Source organism: Cyclobacterium sp. (assembly GCF_014762705.1).
Taxonomy (GTDB): domain Bacteria; phylum Bacteroidota; class Bacteroidia; order Cytophagales; family Cyclobacteriaceae; genus Cyclobacterium.
In genome coordinates this window covers 1-23,162 of record NZ_JABURL010000036.1, presented here as the reverse complement: position 1 = coordinate 23,162, position 23,162 = coordinate 1, and the positions used below count along the sequence as shown (strand labels likewise).

The following is a 23,162-nucleotide window of genomic DNA, read 5'->3' as shown; positions in this document are numbered from 1 at the left end:
GGTGAACTAAATTGCCGCCAAATGGAGAATACCTCTACCGAAAAGGAAAAAAAGCAACAAACAACCTGCTATCATTGTGGAGAACCCTGCGATAATGATGGACTTCACCATGATGGGAAGGATTTCTGTTGTTCCGGATGCAGGACGGTCTATGATGTACTGTCAGAAAACGATCTTTGTGATTACTACAATCTGGCAGATACTCCGGGCAACAATCAAAAAAACCGGGCAACAAGAGATAACCGCTTTGATTATCTGGATGATAAGGAGATTTCAGAGAAATTGATTGATTTCCGGGACGAGGACCAAACCCATGTCACTTTTTATGTACCCATGGTCCATTGTGCCTCCTGCATATGGCTGCTTGAAAATCTGAACCGCCTGGATCAGGGAATCATTTCCTCAAGAGTGGATTTTATCAAAAAAAAGGTGCAGGTCAAATTTCAGCAGGAATATATTGGACTGAAGGATATTGTGGCCCTAATGGCACACATAGGTTATGAGCCAGCCATAAATCTCTCTGACCTGAATGTAGGAAAAAGACCAAAAATGGACCGGAAGCTGATTTATAAATTGGCTGTAGCTGGCTTCTGTTTTGGCAACATGATGTTTTTCAGTCTTCCGGAATATTTTTCGGAGGCAGAACTATTGGGGCCTGGTTTCAAGAATCTATTTCGTTACCTGAATGTATTGCTAAGCTTACCGGTCTTTTTTTACGCGGCTACCGATTATTACCAATCTGCCTGGTTGGCCCTTAAAAACCGAACAGTAAATATGGATGTGCCCATAGCCATGGGAATCATTACCCTATTTGTATACAGTCTGTTTGGAATTTTCCTATTGGGCCAGGAAGGTTATTTGGATACCCTGGGAGGCTTACTTTTTTTTCTGTTGCTTGGAAAATGGTACCAGCAGAAGACTTTTGATACCCTTTCATTTGACAGGGATTATACTGCTTATTTTCCCATAGCGGTGAGCAGACTGAAAAAGGATCAGGAGGAAGTGATTCCCCTTACCAAAGTTCAGGTGGGGGATATCATCAGGGTCAGAAATGAGGAGCTGGTGCCGGCTGATAGTATTTTATTAAACGAAGAGGCATCAATAGATTATAGTTTTGTAACAGGTGAGGAGGTGCCTGTCGGCCTGAAAAAAGGCTCACTGATTTATGCTGGTGGAAGGCAAAAGGGCCCTGCGATCAACCTTGCGGTGCAAAAATCCCCTTCTCAGGGTTATTTGACAGATTTGTGGAACCACGAAGCTTTTTCCAAGAGGGAGCAAAAGGATTCCCTTGCCTCTTTGGCCAACCGAATCAGTGGTAAATTTACCTTTACCGTATTGCTGATTGCCTTCAGCACTTTGCTGTATTGGAGCATGTATGACTTTTCCATGGGGATCAGGGCTTTTACAGCTGTTTTAATCATTACCTGCCCCTGCGCATTGGCCATGTCAACGCCATTCACATTGGGAAATATCATGCGTATTTTTGGAAAAAGCAGCTTTTACCTGAAAAATTCACAGGTAATCGAAAAACTTGCTGCGGTGGATACACTGGTTTTTGATAAAACAGGAACCCTCACTTCACCTGCCAATGCCAAAATAAGGTATGAAGGGGAAAAGCTTTCAGATGAAACCCGAGGGGTTTTGAAAGCTTTGGTGAGTTATTCGGTTCACCCTTTAAGCAACCGGATAAACCGTTACCTGGGGCAGGTAAGCCCTGCTGACTTGGAGAAGGTGGAGGAAATTCCCGGTAAAGGACTGACTGCCACCTATAAAACTCAAACCATAGCACTGGGAGCGGCATCCTTAATGGACCTAAAGACCGGCGAAGCTGAAAAGTCCACGGGCAATAAAGTTTACTTTTTTGTTGAAGGCGTTCATTTGGGCACCTTCTTTATAGACAGCGGTATCAGGAATGGTATGGGTAAAATGGTGAAGGAGTTAAAGAACAGATTCGACCTGCACCTGCTTTCAGGAGATCTGGACCATGAAAGACAAATCTTAGAAAGGGAGTTGGGCAATGAAATCCATATGCATTTTCAACAAAGCCCTGCTGATAAGCTGAGCCATATTGAGCGTCTTCAACATTCCGGTAAGCAGGTGTTGATGGTAGGAGATGGGTTAAATGATGCCGGAGCACTAAGGGTAAGCCAGGTGGGTATTGCCGTCTCCGATAATATTTCCCATTTCAGTCCGGCCAGCGATGCCATTCTGGATGGAAAAAAGCTCAGCCTTTTGTCTCAATTTCTGGATTTTGCGAATACCGGCAGGAAAGTTATAAAAATTAGTTTTGCGCTTAGTTTTGCTTACAATGCAATAGGCATTTACTATGCTGTTCAGGGTTTGGTAAGTCCTGTATTATGTGCTATTTTAATGCCTGCAAGCAGTATATCAGTGGTGTTGTTTACCACGATGGCGACCAACCTGCTGGCATTCAGGAGAGGTATGAACCAAAAAGCCACTGAAAAATGGAAGTGATTTTTATATTGATAGGGATAAGTTTAGTAATGGCCGGATGTTTTTTATGGCTGTTTTTTAAAGCAATGAAAGGAGGTCAGTTTGACGACCAGCATACCCCGGCCATAAGGATATTGTTTGAGAACAAAACAAAAAATAAAACAAATAAAAAAACACCTAATAAATCGGAGTGATATGTCAGGAACACTTGAACAATTTAGTTACGATAACAAGATCGTAAAGTACTTTGGTGCAGCTACCATAATATGGGGATTAGCAGGAATGCTGATCGGTGTGCTTGCTGCCACGCAGCTATTTTTGCCGGAGGCTAACCTGGGGAATCCCTACACAACTTTTGGCAGGCTCAGGCCATTGCACACAAATGCTGTGATTTTTGCATTTGTAGGGAATGCCATTTTTGCCGGTGTTTATTATTCCATGCCCCGGCTTCTGAAGGCTCCCATGTGGAACAAAACCCTGAGTTGGTTTCATTTTTGGGGCTGGCAGGCTATTATTCTTTCAGCGGTGATCACCCTTCCTTTGGGATTGACTTCTTCTAAGGAGTATGCAGAACTTGAATGGCCCATTGATATTGCCATTACCGTTGTCTGGGTGGCTTTTGGTGCCAATATGATTGGTACATTGATCAAGCGCAGGGAAAAGCACATGTATGTGGCCATTTGGTTTTACCTGGCTTCCTTCGTAACGGTGGCAGTGCTGCATATTTTCAATTCACTTGCCTTACCTGTCTCGCTATTTAAAAGTTATTCTGCCTATGCAGGTGTACAGGATGCTTTGGTACAATGGTGGTATGGACACAATGCCGTTGCGTTTTTCCTGACTACTCCCTTTCTGGGGCTGATGTATTATTATCTCCCAAAGGCAGCAAACAGGCCCGTTTATTCTTATAAGCTTTCCATCATACATTTTTGGTCCCTGATTTTTATTTACATCTGGGCAGGTCCTCATCATTTGCTTTACACGGCATTGCCGGAATGGGCGCAGGTGTTGGGTGTGGCCTTTTCAATCATGTTGATAGCTCCTTCCTGGGGAGGTATGGTGAATGGACTTTTGACCCTTAGAGGGGCTTGGGACAAGGTCAGGGTAGATCCGGTTTTGAAATTTATGGTAGTAGCCGTTACGGCTTATGGTATGGCTACCTTTGAAGGACCCTTGCTTTCCCTTAAAAATGTCAATGCCATTGCCCACTATACCGATTGGATAGTAGCCCATGTGCACATTGGTGGATTGGGGTGGAATGGTTTCCTGACTTTTTCCATGCTGTATTGGCTATGGCCTAAAATGTGGAAAACCAATTTATATTCTGTCAAATTGGCCAATACCCATTTCTGGTTAGGTACCATGGGCATCCTTTTTTATGCGCTGCCCATGTATGTGGCTGCATTAACTCAAAGTTTGATGTGGAAAGAGTTCGGAGATGCGGGTCGGTTGGCTTATCCCAATTTCCTGGAAACAGTCATTCAGATCGTTCCGATGTATATGCTACGTGCTTTTGGGGGACTTCTTTATTTATCAGGTGCCATTTTGATGGTTTACAATTTGGTCAAAACGGCCGCATCCGGTTCCTTCCAGGAAGAAGAGGCCGATGAAGCGCCTGCCCTGGCCAGGCACGTTTCTACTAAGGGTGAGTTCTGGCACAGGGCCTGGGAAAGAAAGCCTGTGTTTTTTACCATTCTGGCAACCGTTGCGATTCTTATTGGCGGAGTAGTGGAAATCATTCCAACGATTCTGATCAAATCCAATGTGCCTACCATTAGTAGTGTTACCCCTTATACACCATTAGAACTGCAGGGGAGGGATTTGTATATATCCAATGGTTGTGTGGGCTGTCATTCTCAAATGATCCGGCCATTCCGATCTGAAACGGAGCGTTATGGAGAATACTCCAAAGCGGGTGAATATATATATGACAGGCCGTTTCTATGGGGTTCAAAACGTACGGGTCCTGATTTACACCGGGTAGGAGGTAAATATCCGGACAGCTGGCATTACCACCACATGGTGAACCCAAGGACCATGTCACCGGGATCCCTAATGCCTCCCTATCCATGGATGACCACCAATATCATGGATCACAGTAATATCGGAGCAAAGATCAGGACCATGCAAAAATTAGGTGTGCCTTACCCTGAAGGTTATGATGAAACTGCCATCAATGATCTTCAGCAGCAGGCCGGTGAGATTGTAGCAGGCCTTCAGGAATCAGGAGTGGAAGTATTGCCTGATTCCGAAATTGTAGCCCTTATTGCTTATTTACAGCGGCTGGGTACAGATATCAGTAAAAGCACAGCCACAAATCCTTAAACCTTAATTATCATGCAAAAAGAAATTTTAAGATCCATAGAAAACATTGAAATCTATCCGATCATCTCCCTGCTGATATTCGTGATTTTCTTTGTCGGTATGTTTTGGTGGGTAATTCGCGCCGACAAGGGATACATTGACAAAATGAAAGAGATGCCTTTAAAAGATGAACCTCAAAAAGATAAAAGCTATGAAAACGTTTAAATGGATTGGAGCTACTTTGACAGGCATGCTTTTGTCTTTTCCCGGTTTGGCTCAGGAAGCAGAAGGAAGTTGGACCGCACAAATGCAGCAAATGGATAGTAGCCAAATGACATTGTTACTGATTATCGGCGTGGTGCTGCTGTTGATTGTCATCATCATGGGAGTCATGCTGTACTTACTTTCTTTTTTAATGACTGTTATCAGGCAGGACAATCCTGCACTGGCTGCACAACCTTCCTGGTGGGATAATTTTAAGGAAAAATTTGTCACCGGCAAAATGAAGCCCATTGAGCAGGAAGCAGATATACAGCTGGATCACAGTTATGATGGAATTGTAGAACTCGATAATTTTATGCCTCCATGGCTGGCCTATGTATTCTATTTAAGCATTGGTTTTGCCATAATTTATTTTGTCAACTACTCCGTCCTGGGAATAGGTAAAACACAAATGGAAGAATATGAGGAAGAGTTGGCCATTGCTGCCATGGAAGAAGAGGCCAGAGGAGAATCCATGTTGGCTTCCATTGATGAAAATACCGTAGAATTTGATGCCACTACCTCCAGTATTGAAGCCGGAGCAGAATTGTATGCCGGTAATTGTTCCGCCTGTCATGCCATGGATGGAGGAGGAGGAGTAGGCCCAAATCTGACAGATGAGTACTGGATTCATGGAGGAGACATCAAGGATATATTTTCAGTGGTAAAATACGGCGTGGTGGAAAAAGGCATGATCCCCTGGCAGGACCAGCTGAGCCCGGAGCAAATGCAACAGGTATCCAGTTATATACTTACCCTTAAAGGCACCACCCCGGCCAATCCAAAAGAGCCGCAGGGAGAAAAATATGAACCTGCCATAGAGGAGCCGCTGGACGCGCTTGGAGAAGATGAACTGGGTGCAGAACCTGCAGAATAATGATTAAACCGCTGGATCAGCGTTTAAAAACCTGATTCAGCGGTTACCTTCAATGTAGAAATTGCGTTAAATAAAATGGCAAATAAGAACGAAAATCTCCAACCGGAAAAATTCAGAGATTCCCTGGGTACTGTCAATAAAGAAGGCGGTCGAAACTGGGTATATCCCAAGAAGGTTTCAGGTAAATTTTACCAATGGAGAACGTATTTTTCCTGGTTGTTGCTGGGTATTTTGTTTGCAGGGCCATTTATTCAGGTAAATGGTCGACCCTGGTTATTGTTCAATATATTTGAGCGTAAGTTTATTATTTTTGGTGCCGTCTTCTGGCCTCAGGATACCTATCTGTTGATTTTTTTACTGCTGATCTTTGTGGTCTTTATCATTTTATTTACCGTGGTATTTGGTCGGGTGTTTTGTGGCTGGGCCTGCCCGCAAACCCTGTTTATGGAGATGGTGTTCCGCAAAATCGAATATTGGATAGAAGGAGATGCCAACCAACAGCGGAAACTTAATGCCATGCCCTGGAATGGTGAAAAAGTCAGGAAGAAAACCCTGAAAATGTCCATTTTCATTTTGATTTCCCTGCTCATTTCCCATACTGTGATGGCCTATCTGATCGGTATAGATCAGGTGAAGGAAATTGTCATGCAGCCTCCCACAGAAAACCTGGCGGGTTTTTTAGGTCTGATAGCTTTTACAGGGATATTTCTTTTTGTCTTCTCCTGGTTTCGGGAGCAGGCCTGCATCGTGGTATGTCCCTATGGCAGGCTGCAGGGGGTCATGCTGGACAACCAATCCATCAATGTAAGCTATGATTATGTAAGGGGTGAACCAAGAGGTCCAATAAGGAAAAACAAACAAGAAGATCAGGCTTTGGGAGATTGCATAGACTGTACCCTATGTGTTCAGGTTTGCCCCACAGGTATAGATATAAGGAATGGTGTACAAATGGAATGTGTTAACTGTACCGCATGTATGGATGCCTGTGATGAGGTAATGGAAAAGGTGGAGCGACCAAAGGGTTTGATCCGCTATGCTTCAGAAAACAGCATACAAAAAGGAACTTCTAAATTGATAACGGGAAGGGTAAAGGCTTATTCAGCCATATTGCTCTTATTGATCTCCGGATTTGTTGGATTGCTAAGTACCAGGACCGATCTTGGTGCCACAGTGACCCGATTCAGAGGGATGACCTATCAGGAGCGGGAAGGGGATAAAATCAGTAATCTCTATGAACTGACGCTGATCAATAAAACCTTTGAGCAACAAGAGGTGGACCTGGTACCAGAAGATCCAACCATTACCCTGGAGAGAGTAGGGGATACCGACTGGAATCTGGAAGGACAGACAAAATTTGAAGGACGGTTTTTTCTGGTCAAAGCTCAGGCTGACATGCAGGTGCCCCAGGAAAGTATCGTGCTTTTACTACAGCAAAATGGAGAAACCATAGATGAAATTGAAACCAATTTTATGGGGCCCGTAAAAAAATAGTTTAACTAAAAACCAAACAAAATGAATTGGGGAAATGGAATAGTATTGGTCTTTGTAGTATTTGTGGCGATCATGGCAACCATGGTGACCATCTGCATGAAGCAAGATGACCTGCACCTGGTCACAGAGAATTATTACGAAGAAGAAATAAAATACCAGGAACATATAGATAAACTCAGTAATTCTCTGGCGTCCTCCAAGGCGGCCATGAGCTTTGATGCCCGGGCAAAAATGCTGGATTTAAACCTTCCGGTAGGAGCAAAAGGAGAACTTCACTTGTTCAGGCCTTCCGATGCCAGAATGGATAAGAAGATTGATGTCAATATTAAGGATACCGAGGTCAATACCGTGGATTTAAACAGCCTTTCTCCGGGTTACTGGAGGGTTAAATTAAGTTGGGAAAGCGATGGAGTTGGTTTTTTTGAAGAAAAGAAAATAGACCTGTAGCATGCTTTGGACAGCCTTTTTATGGGGTTTTTTGGGGTCTTTTCACTGCATAGGTATGTGTGGTCCCATCGCTTTGGCATTGGCTGGCAAAGACAGGAACAAATACCTGCTCAACAAACTCCTTTACAACTCAGGCAGGGCCCTTACTTATTCATTATTAGGAGGAGTGGTAGGTTTGCTTGGTTTTTCCCTTGCCCTGGCAGGAATCCAACAATGGCTCTCTATTCTTATGGGGGCGGTGATTATTGGAATGGCTTTTTTTTACAGAAAATCTGAAAATTGGGTCTCAGGTTCATGGCTAGCCGCTGGCATGATTCGGTTGAAATCCAAGCTAGGAAGCTCCATTAAAAGAGGCGGTCCCAAAGCATTTTTTATTTCCGGTATTCTGAATGGTTTTTTGCCCTGTGGTATGGTTTATATGGCTTTACTCGCCTCCCTGGCCATGCAGGGTCCGGTTTCAGGTATGGTTTACATGTTGTTTTTTGGATTGGGCACTATTCCTGTAATGGTGCTTTTGATGTTGTCCAAAAACATATTTTCTTTTGGATTCAGACTGAAAATGAATCGGCTTCTACCTTATTTTGCGCTGTTTATTGGTGTTCTATTTGTCATCAGAGGTATGGGTTGGGGCATTCCTTTTTTAAGCCCTGCTTTGGGTTTTCCCGATACGGAAGTTACAGAAATGCTTGATGGCAATATCACACATTGCGACTGATATTTGATTTATTACCAAATATTAACCTTGTCATCGGGTCCCTTCTCATTTTTTCTAAACAGGTGATAGACCAAAGCAAATTCATGGGTTTGTCCGGGTAGCAGGTAACTCCGGTTTGCCGGGAATTCAAAAATATATCCCAGCCGGATTCTATCAAATAACACTCCAAATTGAAGGTTACTGGCATAATCAAACCGATGTCCTCCTCCAATCCAGATTTTATCCATGAGTAAGGTCTTGACGTTAAATTCAAGGTTATCCGGTAATCCTTCCTGGCTGCGATAAAATCCATTTACAATTAAGGATGCCTGTGGGGATAAAGCTTCCCTAAACCCAGCCTGAATGATATAAACCACGGGTTTTCCATCCATGAACTCTTCACCCCCTGAAATGCGACCCTTATTCACATTGTGCATCGCATAGGAGAGATAATAGGATTTATGGGTCAATGCCAAACCCAAATTAAAATCGAAAATCTGCATGTCCGAAAACCCACCCAGATACTGACCAATCAAAGGGTCCCCGGCTTGTTCACTGGTTAGCGCATTGCCATCCAGTCGGATGGTTTGATAATTCAAACCCGCACCTAATCTCAATTGATGACTGGATGTCAGTCTTACCCTGCTGGCATAGGCTGCTAAAAATTCAGTTTCTTTGAATGCCCCATAAGTATCGTGAAGTAAATTGATACTGTAAGCATTCTTACCCATTAGGGCGGGATCCTCTAATCCTTTCCCTTCAGAAAAATCCATTTCAGCACTGATGAAATAGGTCTTAGGCGCTCCTTCCATACCCGACCACTGGTTTCGGACATAACTCCTGATGGTACTTCCTTCATAGCCAGTCAATCCGGGGTTGAAATAGCTTTGAAAATGACTGAACTGACTGATGTATTTTCTCGATTGTGCCTGAAGTTGTAATGTTTGTGATAACAGGAAAACAAATGTCAGGTAAGCTATGGATTTCATTTGAATCTTACTCATAATTGACTTGGTTAATCTCTAAAAATAGTTAATACACCCCTACGTACTTCCCCGGATTCTCCGGTACTGATTACCCAGAAATAAGTACCTGTCGGCAATGCATTGCCGAAAAATGTACCATCCCACAATTCATCCGGATTTTCAGTATAAAAGACCCTTTTACCACTTCTTTCATAAACGGCTACTTTCCCGCCCTGAAAGTATCTCAAACCTTTTATTCCCCATGAATCGTTGATACCATCTCCGTTTGGAGTAAATGTGTTGGGCACGTTGATTTCCCTGAGGGCAACCCGAAGTCGGTTCAAAGTGAAGGTTTCGTAAATAGTATTTCCAGCGCGGTCCGTACTGCTTACTTCCACGGTAAATGTGGTTTTACCCGGTAAGGCATCCTGACTGTTCCAATAAAGCTCACTACCTGAAATACCGAAGTACCTGTTATCGGCTGCTGAGCCCGACAGCCCATACACGTGCACATTGTCCTGAGGATCCTGGGTGCTTAAAGTGCCAACTGTTGTGCCCGGTTCAATATTGGCTGGAAAATCTTCCGCCGAAATATTAATCCCCAACGGAAACGCTTTGGCTTCCACCAGAATGCTAAGAGTGGGCTCCAATTGATTGGGGTTTTGAATATTGCCCAGTTCAAGGCTGCCTTTGTACTGGAACAATCCTGCTTCCCTGGTATCCAATACAGGAATGATCCATTCAACCGGAATAGTTACTTCCTGCCCGTTACTTAGGTGGGCGGCAATTTCTTCCGGTAATGCCAGGCTTTCCAGCGGGCTGTTCCAGGGGATGGATATCAGGTCAGGATTATCGATCGCCAATAGATTCAAATCTATAAGGTTGATTTCAAATCCGGTACTACTTTCATTGCCTTCGGCATCTGTTGCCAGCAATTGCACCTGTATTTTTTCCGCCTGATCAAACCTTGTTCCGGCTGCCGGAGATTGAATAAACCGGACCAAACTACAATTATCCTGAGCGGTTGCCACCTGGGTAAAATCCGGCAATTGGTAGGAGCCGTTCAAATACACGGTTTCGTCTTCAGGAACACCTTCAATATTGGGGGATGTCGTGTCTTTGATGATTACTTCCTGTGTCTGGGTGGTAAGGTTTCCACTCAAATCCACAAAGGTCCAGGTAACCAGGGTATTTTCCCGGATGGGGAGATTTCTGTCTGGTGTTCCAATAATTATTCCTTCACAATTATCTACAGCTGTTGGGGTTTCCCAGGTTTCCAATTGACATTCAGAATGCAACACCGGAAGAGTAGGCTGCATGGGTAAAGGTGGAGTTTGGTCCTTCACAGTCAAAATGGCATTGGAAGTAAATTCGTTTCCGTTCACATCCACAACACTTACCTCAATTTCCTGTTCTCCCAAATCGGTACAGTTGAAATTTACCTTGTCAAGATATACTATTTGTCCTGCTGTCAGAGTTTGATCAAGCAAGTTCGCAGGATCTACCATCGCATTTCCTGTTTCATCAAGTATCAAAGTATTTGGTTTGACACGTGGAAGAATTTGGAAAGGCTCTCCGGAAAACAGTACTTGATAATTGTCCCCGGCACTGAGGTCGCCTTCCGTAATGGCATAGCTTCCCACGTCCTCACCGGGCTGCCTGCTCAATGAACCGGTAAGCAGTGTCTCCTCATCCCCGGCTACAAAACCGCTGCTGGCAAAACTGAAAACCGGATCGGCCTGTCCATAAACTTTTGTCTGACCGGCATTGGCTGTGATAGACAAGGTCTGTGGGCTAATGGCAAAATCTGCTGCAGTAAAGGCTATGGTATAATTGCCACCGGCACTCAGGTCGCCTTCCGTAATGGCATAGTTTCCCACGTCCTCACCGGGCTGCCTGCTCAATGAACCGGTAAGCAGTGTCTCGTCATCCCCGGCTACAAAACCACTGCTGGCAAAACTGAAAACCGGATCAGCCTGTCCATATATTTTTGTCTGACCGGCATTGGCCGTGATAGACAAGGTTTGAGGGCTAATGGCAAAATCCGCGGTAGTAAAGGCTATGGTATAATTGCCACCGGCACTCAGGTTTCCTTCCGTAATGGCATAGCTTCCCACCTCCTCACCAGGCTGCCTGCTCAATGAACCGGTAAGCAGTGTCTCGTCATCGCCAGCTACAAAACCGCTGCTGGTAAAGTTGAATGCTGGATCCGATTGCCCATAGGTTTTCGAAATACCTTCCGAAGCAGAAATAGAGAGGGCTTTGGGAGAAATTGTGGCCAATGCCCTGGGAGCTCCGGTTAAACTTAAACTGTAATTTTCTGCTGCTGTACCGCTTAAATCGGCCGAAACGATGGTAACTACCTTGTCATTTCCCCTTTGAGGATCTGAAAATTCAATTACCAAATTGCTCAAAACAACATCATCTCCGGACTGGGGACTGGTAAGAACCAGCTCATTACCAAGAAATAGGGCATTGCTGGTTCCGTCATATACTTTGTTTTCTGCAGTGAATGATCCTCCTATAGTCAGCTCTTGTTTTTCCGTAGTAAAGCTTTCTTCCTGGCCAAATGAAGTTCCGGCAGTATTGCTTGCATATGCCCTGACATAATAAGTAGCATTTGGATTCAGGCTGGATACCAGACTGGAGAATATTCCTGTGCCGCTACCCAAGGGTATTTTGGTGTCTGAAAGATCCGGATTACCGGAAGTGTTGTATACAAGTCCTCTTTCTGTTACAGGACTGAATTGATCGCTACTCACTTCCCCTCCTAAACTGGCAACATTCGCTTCTATTCCAGCAGGTGTTGCAGTGCTTACCAGCGGAAGCGTATAAACAGGTCCCTGGTAATCAGATTTTACCGGATTACCCGTGTTGATGCCATCTCCGGGGGTAATTTCAAAACTGATAAAACGGCCAAGAAAAGCCGGAATAATGGTCAGGTTTGTTCCGTTTTCCCCGGCTATAACTTCCTCGTTTGTCCCAGTCGCATCATCTGCCAACCACCATTGGATAATGCTGCCTGATTCAGTGTCATTTTCAGCATCGGAATACGAGTATAGCCCCAATAGATTACCCCCTTGGATAAGGGAACCGGTAAAACTTACATTGGAGGCAAGGGGTGGTGCATTGGGAGCAATTACCTGAATGGTCAAAGTGTTGCTTGCTGTCAGGGACCCTCCACTTCCGGTATTACCCTGGTCATCAATTTCGATAGAAAGAATAGCTTCACCGACAAAATCTGTGGTACCCGTGAATACCATCCCTTCCAATGCATTGTTAATGGAGGCCAGGTTTCCGGAGAATTGCATGTTGGAATTATCCGTACCTGAACCCAGTATAAAGGTCAATCCTGAAATATCAGCCAGATTCAAAGTGCCATTGGTGACCGTTAAATCCACCATTAATGAATTGTTGCCGACATCCGCATCGCTTGCTGAAAGGGCGTTTCCATTTGCGGCATTAAAAGTCAATGACTGATTGGAAATGACTTCCTCGTTTGATGGGAGAACCAATTCCGGAGCATCATTGACAGCTTCAATGGGTAACTGCAGGTTGTTTATCCCGTTGGCAGGTACAGAAAATCCTCCATTTTCATCTTCTACTATGATGGAAATGATCCTTTCATTTTCCGTCCCTCCTAAAGTAGGGTCTTCAGAATCAGAGCTAAAGGAAAGGGTCCTTAAAATGGACGTATAGGTACTGGCATCTGCTGTACCAATTAACTCAAAGGTATTGGCATCGACCTCCTGCAGGCTAAGGGGAGAGGGGTCTCCCAAGCTGAGGTTGTCTCCGGCAATCACACCTGCTCCTCTTATCTGAATAACGGCGCGAACCAATTGGTCTCCGTCCACATCAGAAACGGCTATCGTTTCTGCAATCAAAAGGCTGGACGCATTTTCCTGATAAGGGGGTGAAATCAATACATCCGGGCTGACTTCGGGGATGGTATTGATAAATTTTGTACTTTGGGCTGTTGCCTCCGCACCCTCATTTCCCGAAATATCAGTTAAGGTCACACTCAAAGTAACCGTTCCATTCGACAGGCCTGTTAAATCAATCCCGTTTACCATTTCTTCAGCACCAGAAATGGTTCCAGAACCGGTTACTGCTGTACCCCCTCCAGAGCTTGTAAATGAATAATTATAGGTACTTCCCAATTCAGCCCCGGAAAAAGTAAAACTAACCTGATCCTGATTGGTCTCTCCGATAGCATCCTGATCTATTTGCACTGTATACCCTGCTGGAGCAGTATTATCCGTACAAAAATCAAAGTTGTCCAGTGCGAGATAGGTAAAAGCTGCTCCTGGTTCGAGTATTAATTCATCAATCAGTACATCTGAGAAATCTGAAGCACCTGCCGTTGCAAAATCAAGTATGAAATAGCCGCCAGTAGATCCGAAATCATCAGGAAACCCGGTGGTCTTCTGGAACGTGTATAATGTATTGCCATTCAGTTTTCCTGTTACTGTCAGGGTACCGTCGTTGGTAGGGCTTACTCCGGATGGGAATGAAGATAGGTAAAGACCTATTCTATTCACTGTTACCGGTGTTTCAGTCGACAGTATTCCATACGGTCCGGTTCCGGAGTTTTCCAAATATTTGGAGGAAGCATTTGCTCCAAAACCTATTCGGTTTTTCACTGCCCAATTTCCTGTTAGACTGAAATTAAGACCATTTCCGGAAAAGGTTAGGGCGCCGTCGCTTTCATCCTCAAAGGACTCCGAAAAGCAAGCTCCAACCAAATGAATTTGCCCGTTCAGGTATTCAAGCGGACCTGAGTTGTTTAGGGCATCAGCGATATCTGTTCCACCATTTAATTGCAACTGCAAGGATCCCTCTCCTGAAATCCCCGTTACCTCTACCTGATAAGTACTTCCCGATCCATTGATTTGATTCAAAGTCCCGGCAACTGTTCCCATGCGCACCAAAGAGAAATCATCCAGACTTACATTCAAGGCATTTTCATCAAATTGAACTATATAAGTTATCGAGGTTGCTGTACTTCCCGGATTTCCATCCAGAAGTATCCGCTGTACTGCGGGAGCTGCCGTATCGGTATCTGGTACCTCCTGACAAAAGTTAAAATTATCTATCAGCAACTCCACAAACCCATCTGCAATGGTAAATTCAACTTCATCTACATTGGTGTTTCTGTAATTTTGATCCCCATCTGTGGAAAAGTCAAGGGTAAAAAAACCACCATTTTGAGTGGTATTTACAGGAAATCCGCTTGTTTTCAATATTGTAAAGACCGTATTGCCATTGTTTTTTCCTGTTATTGTCAATGTTCCGGAAGCTGTTGGATTATCACCATTGGACAAATCGGACAAAAACAGATCTACAGAATTCATGGTGAAAAGGCTGGAAGAACTGATGGAAAAAGTCCCTGCCGTATTGTTGTTTTTGATAAAATCATTTGAGTTTCCTGCACCAAAGCCCAGGCGGCTTTCACTCTCCAAACCTGTACTTAATGAGAATGACAGCCCATTGCTGGAGAAATTGCTGCTTGCATCAGGGAGGCTTTCCATATTTTCTACAAAACAAGCACTTACAGTATGGGTATTGCCGGATGAAAATGCAGGTACACCGCTGGTGTCGTCCTCATTGGCTATATCAGTCCCTGATTTCAGATCCAACCGTAGAAATCCCTCTCCGCTGATGGCATTGACGGTTACCTGGTAACTGTTGCCGCTACCACTGATAGCTGCCAGGCTTCCCGTAGTTCCCGAAGTGAACAGGGAAAAGTCATCCAGGCTAACATTAAGTGCGGTTTTAGAAAAATTGACTGTGAAAGTGACGGATTCCGAAGTGGTGGGAGGTACCCCGTTCAGCGTTATGCCTGTAACAAGTGGTGGATCTTCATCCAAAGGTGAAAAAGGAGGACCTGTAGTTACATGGTCCAGAAAGTTGTAGATGTCATCTGCATTGATCCGGATTTCATCTACTTCATAAAAATCCGGGTCGTTATCGAATGTTTTCAGCCCATTTGTTGCTGAATTGAAAGCAATGGGTTTGGGGGAACCTATTATACTTCCATTTTTAAAGGCACTAATGGTACCTGTCGTAGAAGCTCCCACCGCACCTTCCTGCAAGAAAATACTGATAAACTGAAATAGAGAACCATCGGCTTTTTTTATGGACCATTGTTGGATCCCTCCTGGTTGTAAGTTAGAATCATTTAAGGCTACACTGCCTTGGTATCCATCTGTTGCAGTAGCTTTTATACCGGAATTGGGCGTAGCATTGGATTCTTTGGTTACCGAAAACCTCAAACCGCCATTGTCATACGTTTCTCCGAATGTTACAATGTAACTTGTGATCTCATTGAAGGTAACTGTTGTACTTTGGGCCCTGATTTGTTGGCAACTAAAAAATAACAGTATAAGAAGAAGTAAATTCTTTAAAAGTAGCTTCATGGCAGTAAAAGTTTTGGCTCAAAAGAAAAGAAGTCCCCGAAAAAATGAACGGGGAATTCTTTTCAGGTTAATTAGCTTCGGGAAGGAAAGATACCCTGTATGCAGATAATAAAATTTACTCCGGAATAAGGAGGGGTATGATCAAATGCCTGGCTTTGACCCGCAATACCAACCGCTTGTGCATTCATGGTGGTGTTGGCGGAATTATCATAGGCATTTACAGCCACTGGAGGATTCGACCGGTCTATTTGTACCTGACTCAAAGCAGGAAAAGTATTCTGTGGTGTGTTTGTGTTTCCTGCGCCTGAATTGGCTGAGAGGGTATGGTTATGAGCAGGCAAATTTGCTACTGTTAGGGTAGTGGTTTCCCTGCCCCCTTTTTCTCCCAATTGCCTGGTGGATAGCCCCGGTCCCTGACCAGGTCCTATAGGAACTCTTCCCCTAAGATCCGGCAAAGCAAAAGTGGTTCTCCCATCTCCACCGTAAGTTGTTCCTAAGATGGAAAATAAAGCCTGGTTTTGATTGATGGGTAAAAGTTGTCCATTACAGAAAGCATAGCCTCTGGGAGCGAAGTTTCCGGCGAACATTTTAATAACGCCAATTAGTTCTTCCATGGTAATATTTTGAATTTTGGTTAATGATTATTATGAAACTAAAGGTAAATTAAAAAATTAGAATTTTTATATATTTAATTCGCTAAATTTCAGACATTTAATTTTGTATGCAATAAAAGGTTTTTCAAAACACTTAAAATGTTAAATATATTTAAAAAAATTTTTTAAACTAATTTTTATATTTATTATATCCTGTATAATGTAGTATTTATTTTGAGTATAAATAGTTAATCAAAATTATAAATGGTTGTTTTTTTAGCTGTGTTTGCCTGGTCACGATAGAAAAATAATCTACTGGAGACCTATCATCTAACTAAACCTCTATCTTCATGAAAATCTGACATTTGTTATCAAAATAGATAATAGGAGCTCCGCTCATTGATGAAATGAGTTTGAATTAAGATCGTTGATAAAAACCAATGGAATCGTCACTGCGAACCCTTTGTCGTGGGTATAGGCGCTGGGAAAGGGTGTGACAGTCTCGTTTGGCCAGAGATTCCCACGGCTTTCACCGCTCATAACCGGCTTTAAGCCTACCAATGACGGAAGGTGTCGTCACGGCGAGGGTGCAGACCTGGATTCGATCGAATAGACCAATATGCCCTGGCACCCGTGGTCGTCTGAAGGGGTACGTGGACGACCTTTCGATCCTATTCCCATTTCCCGATGGATTAATGCCGCCGCTCCGATTCAGATCGCTTCGCTGTGCTCGCGATGACGGTAGGTGTACCGATGACGTATTATATAATATGTTGAATTTTCAATAGCTATAAATAAATACCGTCATCCCGATTTCTGCCTTTTATAAAATGTTAAGTCTACCGATGACCTAATTTAAACTGTTACTTTAATATTTAACCCCTGAAGAAATTTGAAAAAAGAAGAGCTATATTATAAATACGAAAAGAGCGCAGGCCCGACAAAATACTGGCCTATCCTGACCGTAGTCAGTGGCCTGTCCTGATATTTCTCAGGAGGTGCGCAGGAGGCTTGTGGGGGAAGGATTTTTTTGTCTTGATTTCCTGCCCTCCGGGAGGCGGGTTTGGTACTTTTTCATCAAAGCCTGTCCCGAACAGCGCAGCGAATCGGGAGAAAAAGTAAAATAGAGACAAGTTAAAATACCATAAATAGCCTTTAACTCACCATTACCCATTAAACAATGAAAAGTTTATATTCCTATATAATTCAAAAAACCTACATCGTCACCCTGATTTCTGCGTTTTTAAAAAATTAGGTCTCGAAATTACGGTTTATTAACGAAATTCAGTCGAATTCAGGTTAGAGAGTTGGTCTTTTTTTTATTGGGAATGTTTCTGTTTTGAAAAAGGCCCGTAACCTGAGATTCGATTCTGGTTGCCATTTATTTTGCCAGGCAATACCTTACTTACATCCGAAAATTAAACCTCAAAAATTCATTAAATTTTCTTCGATGTACTTAAACCCCTTTATAATCAACCACATTTCTTCCCTATTCGGGTTTATGGTAGAGAATGCTGTGCCTCACTTTCCAAAGTGATTTTCCTTATTTGGCTGTCCAGCCTCCATCCACCGTAAGCATTGATCCGGTCATGTAGCTGGCGGCTTTACTTGCCAGAAAAATGGCGGCTCCCTGAATTTCGTGTAATTCTCCCCACCTGCCAAATGCTGTTGCGCCAATGATAAACTCTTTGGTCGCAGGATCATCCGCAACTGGAATATTCATTTCAGTCAGGAAAGGACCGGGGCAAATGGCATTTACATTGATGTCAAAGGGTGCCAATTCCAGTCCCAGTGCCCGGGTCATTTGGACCACCGCACCCTTACTTGAGGTATATGGCGTCCTATTGGCCAACCCAACCAGGCCAAGTGTGCTGGCTAAATTGATGATTTTACCAGATTTGGCCTCCTTCATGTGAGGGACCACTGATTTGATGCACAGCCAAGTTCCCGTCACATTAACGGCCATCACCCGATTAAAATCTGCTAAACTAACATCATTTATTCCTCCCCGGATATTGATCCCTGCACTGTTGATCAATATATCAATTTTGCCAAAGGATTTTAAGGCAAAATCAGTCATGGCTTCTACCTGTTCTTTATCTGTGATATCCGCAGCAAATGAAAGCGCTTCTACACCAAATGCCTCTTTTAGGGCATCAGCACTTACCTGCCCATCTTTTTCCTTGCGGTTGACGATGAGCAAATCTGCCCCTGCAGAAGCCAATGCGGCAGCCATTGCCAAACCAAGCCCCTTGGAGCCACCGGTGATTATGGCTTTCTTACCGCTCAAATCAAACAATTTTATTCCCGGAAGATTCTCTTTCATAATGGTGATTATTTATCTAAAAGCAATTAAAATAAACAGGCTTGTTACATTTGCCTTCGTTTAATTAAATAGTGTATTGGCCTTGTTTTGACAAATGATCGAACAAGTACCCTGTATGCTGATTAAATTTACAAGGCGTAAAAGTTAAGCATTTTATCCCCAAATCCATAAAACAAGTCCATAGTCAGCTGATTTTAAGGTTGAGTAACATTACCAAATAATTTCATTAACAAGCTGTTTATCAGAAAAAAAAGATTCGTTTCGGGCGATCGGGAGAGCATCAGACCCATTGACAGGCCAGTTAAATTTGACTAGAGGAAAAAGTATTAAAGCTTCAAAAAACATAAACTTTCCTTAATTGTTGTTTAAAAAAACTATTTTTGCCAGTCTAATGGTGTAGTAATTGTATTTATCAGTCTTAAACTTATGATCAAATTTATTTCCTTTAAACAAATAGGCAGGTGGCTATCAGCAGGTTTTTTTATTTTTAGCCTGCAAGTTCAGGCGCAGGAGCTTTTCAGTTTTGACAGCTTTGATAGGTTCGAAAAACCTGGAAAATCCTGGGCAATAGTTGGGGATGTTCAGGCAGATATACATCAAACAGGCCAATTAGCAGTAGAAAAAGGGCAGGGTATTCTGGCAAATATCCCCACACAGAAGAACAAGGGAGAAGACTTGTTTACAAAGGCCTCTTTTGGAGATATGGACCTGGAGGTGGACTATCTGGTGGCGAAGGGGTCCAATTCCGGCATTTACCTGCAGGGCATGTATGAGATTCAAATTCTGGACAGCTGGGGAAAAGCCATTCCCAGTTCGGGTGATAATGGGGGGATTTATGAACGTTGGGACGATTCAAAGCCAGATGGTCAGCAAGGCTACCAGGGCTATGCTCCCAGGCAAAATGCCAGTAAGGCCCCTGGTCTTTGGCAAAACCTCAAGGTGTCTTTTCAGGCAGCCCGGTTTGATGCTCAAAACAATAAAATAGAAAATGCCAAAATACTTTCGGTGGTGCTTAACGGGGTTAAGATTCATGAGGATGTGGAACTTTTTGGACCCACCAGGGGTGCTATGGCAGCAAAAGAAATGGCAAGGGGACCAATCAGGATCCAGGGAGATCACGGCGCAGTCGCCTTTCGGAATTTAAAGATTACTGCATATGACAAGGCATTACCTGGTATTAAAGATATTACCTATGATCTTTATAAAGGAAGGTTTGAGGAAGTTCCTGATTTTTCCAAATTTACCCCTGAAAGAAGTGGGCAAATGGAAAAACTGACAGCAAATATAAGGGGGGCGGATGAACAGTTTCTGATCAGGTACAAGGCCTTTTTGGAGTTGGAAAATGATGGCATGTTGAAATTCAACCTTTCGGCTCCCGGAGGAGCAGGTGCTTTGTCGGTGGGGGATGAGCAAGTAATCGCAGCTTCCATGGGAAATCTTTCAGGAGAACTGCAACTTACAGCCGGTAAGCATCCGGTAGAAATACTGTATGCCAAAGTACAGGATTGGGTGCAGCCCGGAATTGGTTTGGAAGTTTCTGGTCCGGGCATCCGGCCTGTTCAGCTTTCGGATAAAACTTTTACCAGTTCGTCCGGACCCGACCCCATACTGGTTGACCCAAAGGAAAGACCAGTATTAAGAAGCTTTATGGATATACCCGATGGTCACAGGGTCACCCATGCGGTGTCTGTGGGATCTCCCTACAAAGTTCATTACACCTATGACATGGATCAGGGGAATCTGGTACAAGTTTGGAAAGGAGGTTTTTTGAATGCAACTCCCATGTGGAATAGCAGAGGAGACGGCTCCTCCAGGCCGATGGGGGCGATTACACGTTTTGGGACTCCTGCTTTGCCCATTGCCCGACTTCAGTCTTTGGAACAATCCTGGCCGGTCGATACCCTTGGAACCGGTTATAAAGTCCATGGGTATAAGATCCTTTCCAACGATCACCATCTTCAATTTATGTTTGAAGGGTTTGGGGCCGAGGTTGCCGATGAGCTGGAAATTCTCGCTGATGGGAAGGGTTTAAAAAGGATCCTGACTATAAAAAATGCCAGGGAAAGTACCTATGTGCGATTGGCAAAAGGAGAACAGATTGTGGATTTGGGTGAAGGACTGTTTGTGATCGGAGATAAATCCTACTACTTGCAACTGGAGGATCCTGATCAGTTCAAACCTGAGATCAGATCAATCGATGGAATGATGGAATTATTGATTCCTGCCCGTGAAAACATGGCGTATTTTTTATTGTTTTAATAGCTAGAAACAGAAGTCAAATGAAATTATACAGAAAACAAATGCCTCTTTTATTGCTCTTTCTGATGGGGATCATGGTATTGCAGCCTTCCATGGCTCAGGAATCCCCTATGGAGGAAGATTATTTTAAAATTTTAAAGGTTAAGGCTCCTGAGGGGACCTTACTGGAAGTAGGAGGCCTGACCGTATTGCCTAATGGAAACCTGGGGGTAGCCACCAGAAGAGGAGAAATATATGTGGTGGAAAATCCTACGGGACCCGACCCCTATTTCAGAAAATTTGCTTCCGGATTGCATGAGGTACTTGGGTTGTTGTATAAGGATGGTGCTTTTTATTGTTCTCAAAGAGGCGAGCTAACCAAATTGGAGGACATTAATCAGGATGGAGTTGCAGATCATTACGAAACCGTTTATAATTGGCCGGTGTCGGGGCATTATCACGAGTACAGCTATGGTCCGGTAATGGATGAAGCAGGAAATTTTTATGTTTCCGGAAACGTGGCCTTTGGCAATGAGGAATGGTGGAGAGGTGAAAGCCGCGTCCCTTTCAGGGGCTGGATCATGAAAATCAGTCCTGATGGAAAGATGGAGCCATGGGCCACGGGCATGCGATCACCGGCAGGATTGGGATACATAGATGGCAAGCTTTTTTACACCGAAAATCAGGGTGATTATATGGGATCAGGTGGCATCTGGCACATTGAAAAGGGATCCTTTGCCGGTCATCCAGCCGGATTAAGGTGGACCGGGTTGGAAAACTCTCCCTTAGACTTGAGCACAGAAGAATTTGAAGCGGTAGTAGATCCCAGAAAGGTGAAAAATGAGCAAGGCAGGTATATCAAACCTGAAAATGTGATCAATGAGGACTACCTGACCCTTTACCAGGCAAAGGAACAATTGCCTGAAATTACCTTGCCTGCAGTCTGGTTCCCCTATGGCATTCATGGTATTTCTACATCCGAACCGATAAAAATTCCGGAAGAAAATTTTGGCCCATTTGGAGGTCAGTTGCTGGTGGGTGACCAGGGTCAAAGCAAAATCATGCGGGTAATGATGGAGGAGGTTAAAGGCGTGCTTCAAGGTGCGGCTATTGATTTCAGAAGTAATTTTCGATCGGGAGTTCTTCGGATGGCCTGGGGGAATGATGGCTCCCTGTTTGTAGGTGAGACCAACCGGGGTTGGGGTTCAGCCGGTGAGGCAAATGAAGGATTGGAGCGATTGGTATGGAATGGGGAAATTCCTTTTGAAATGAGAGATATCAAAGCCCTGCCGGACGGTTTTGAAGTGGAATTCACCCAACCGGTGGATAAGCAATCGGCTGAGGACCTGGCCTCGTACAGTGTGCAAACTTTTATTTACAAATACCACCCTGTCTATGGTAGCCCACCCGTGGCCAATAAAATGGCGGAAGTAAAAGGTGTACAGGTATCAGCCGATTTGATGCGGGTAAGAATAAAAATTGATGGGCTTACCCAATACCATATCCACCACATCCGGTTAGATGGGATTCGGGAAAGGGATAACTTTTATTCATTGGTACATCCTTCCGCCTACTATACTTTAAATGAAATTCCGGAAGGAGAAAAGTTGGCAGAAAATAACATGAGTACCTATAACTCTGCTGCACAAAAGGAGCAAGCCAAGCCCGACAATGTAAGTCCCAAGGCAGTATCGATGAGCGAAAAGGAAGAAGTTAAACCTGATGTTTCTGCGGACAAAATTGATGACGCCCTGGTAACTGCTTTACTTTCAAAGCATACCTGCATTGCCTGTCACAATAAGGACACCAAACAAGTGGGCCCTGCTTACAAGGATGTGGCCAAAAGAAATTACACAGCACAGGAGATCGTTGCTTTGATCCATACACCAAAACCTGAGAATTGGCCGGAATATGCTACACCAATGCCTCCTATGCCCCATGTTCCTGAAGCAGATGCGTTGAAAATAGCCCAGTGGATCAATTCCCTGAAATGAGATCATGAAATAACAGCCTATTCCCTGGCTGTTATTTCATTTTAATTATTATTAGATTTTTAGATTACAGGAGAATAATATTTTCCATAATTAATTAAA

Annotated in this window: 14 protein-coding genes; 10 read left to right on the top strand and 4 right to left on the bottom strand. The window is 43.8% G+C overall.

What is annotated here, in order from left to right:
* Positions 1-21 precede the first annotated feature (21 nt).
* The 8 genes from HUJ21_RS06650 (at position 22) to HUJ21_RS06615 (ending at position 8,549) form a co-directional block, all read left to right on the top strand.
* Positions 22-2,475: a heavy metal translocating P-type ATPase metal-binding domain-containing protein gene (locus HUJ21_RS06650; protein ID WP_291368162.1), complete on the top strand. Its 2,454-nt coding sequence runs from the start codon at positions 22-24 to the stop codon at positions 2,473-2,475.
* On the top strand, positions 2,466-2,648 hold the full coding sequence (gene ccoS, locus HUJ21_RS06645; protein ID WP_166143744.1) for a cbb3-type cytochrome oxidase assembly protein CcoS: 183 nt from the start codon (positions 2,466-2,468) through the stop codon (positions 2,646-2,648). The genes HUJ21_RS06650 and ccoS overlap by 10 nt, the downstream gene beginning before the upstream one ends.
* Position 2,649: 1 nt before the next feature.
* On the top strand, positions 2,650-4,779 hold the full coding sequence (gene ccoN, locus HUJ21_RS06640; protein ID WP_291368161.1) for a cytochrome-c oxidase, cbb3-type subunit I: 2,130 nt from the start codon (positions 2,650-2,652) through the stop codon (positions 4,777-4,779).
* A 12-nt stretch (positions 4,780-4,791) separates the two neighbouring features.
* Positions 4,792-4,983 carry a cbb3-type cytochrome c oxidase subunit 3 gene (locus HUJ21_RS06635; RefSeq protein ID WP_291368160.1) on the top strand — a complete coding sequence of 64 codons (192 nt, stop codon included), beginning with the start codon at positions 4,792-4,794 and terminating at the stop codon, positions 4,981-4,983.
* Positions 4,970-5,896 (top strand): cbb3-type cytochrome c oxidase N-terminal domain-containing protein, encoded by a 927-nt coding sequence (locus HUJ21_RS06630; protein ID WP_291368159.1) that lies wholly within the window; start codon positions 4,970-4,972, stop codon positions 5,894-5,896. The genes HUJ21_RS06635 and HUJ21_RS06630 overlap by 14 nt, the downstream gene beginning before the upstream one ends.
* Before the next feature lie 75 nt (positions 5,897-5,971).
* Positions 5,972-7,387, top strand: coding sequence for a cytochrome c oxidase accessory protein CcoG (ccoG, locus tag HUJ21_RS06625; protein ID WP_291368158.1), 1,416 nt, complete (start codon positions 5,972-5,974; stop codon positions 7,385-7,387).
* Between the two features lie 21 nt (positions 7,388-7,408).
* Complete coding sequence (locus tag HUJ21_RS06620) at positions 7,409-7,834, top strand: FixH family protein (RefSeq protein ID WP_291368157.1); 426 nt, start codon at positions 7,409-7,411, stop codon at positions 7,832-7,834.
* 1 nt (position 7,835) lies between these two features.
* Entirely contained in the window at positions 7,836-8,549 is a 714-nt protein-coding gene (locus HUJ21_RS06615) for a sulfite exporter TauE/SafE family protein (RefSeq protein ID WP_291368156.1), read from the top strand.
* Between the two features lie 11 nt (positions 8,550-8,560).
* On the opposite strand, the gene HUJ21_RS06610 is transcribed toward HUJ21_RS06615, so the two are convergent.
* From HUJ21_RS06610 to HUJ21_RS06595, 4 genes are all read right to left on the bottom strand, one after another.
* Entirely contained in the window at positions 8,561-9,532 is a 972-nt protein-coding gene (locus tag HUJ21_RS06610; RefSeq protein ID WP_291368155.1) for a type IX secretion system membrane protein PorP/SprF, read from the bottom strand.
* 11 nt (positions 9,533-9,543) lie between these two features.
* A complete protein-coding gene (locus tag HUJ21_RS06605; protein WP_291368154.1) occupies positions 9,544-15,912 on the bottom strand; it encodes an MBG domain-containing protein in 6,369 nt (2,122 codons plus the stop codon).
* A 71-nt stretch (positions 15,913-15,983) separates the two neighbouring features.
* The gene (locus HUJ21_RS06600; protein WP_291368153.1) at positions 15,984-16,526 is read right to left on the bottom strand and encodes a tail fiber protein; all 543 of its coding nucleotides are present in this window, start codon (positions 16,524-16,526) and stop codon (positions 15,984-15,986) included.
* Between the two features lie 1,522 nt (positions 16,527-18,048).
* Complete coding sequence (locus tag HUJ21_RS06595) at positions 18,049-18,831, bottom strand: glucose 1-dehydrogenase (protein ID WP_291368152.1); 783 nt, start codon at positions 18,829-18,831, stop codon at positions 18,049-18,051.
* Between the two features lie 426 nt (positions 18,832-19,257).
* Here HUJ21_RS06595 and HUJ21_RS06590 point away from each other — a divergent pair, with 426 nt between their 5' ends.
* Both HUJ21_RS06590 and HUJ21_RS06585 read left to right on the top strand, forming a co-directional pair.
* Positions 19,258-21,090, top strand: a complete 1,833-nt coding sequence (locus tag HUJ21_RS06590) for a DUF1080 domain-containing protein (protein WP_291368151.1) — start codon at positions 19,258-19,260, stop codon at positions 21,088-21,090.
* A gap of 41 nt (positions 21,091-21,131) precedes the next feature.
* Positions 21,132-23,063 carry a c-type cytochrome gene (locus HUJ21_RS06585; protein ID WP_291368241.1) on the top strand — a complete coding sequence of 644 codons (1,932 nt, stop codon included), beginning with the start codon at positions 21,132-21,134 and terminating at the stop codon, positions 23,061-23,063.
* Positions 23,064-23,162: the final 99 nt, after the last annotated feature.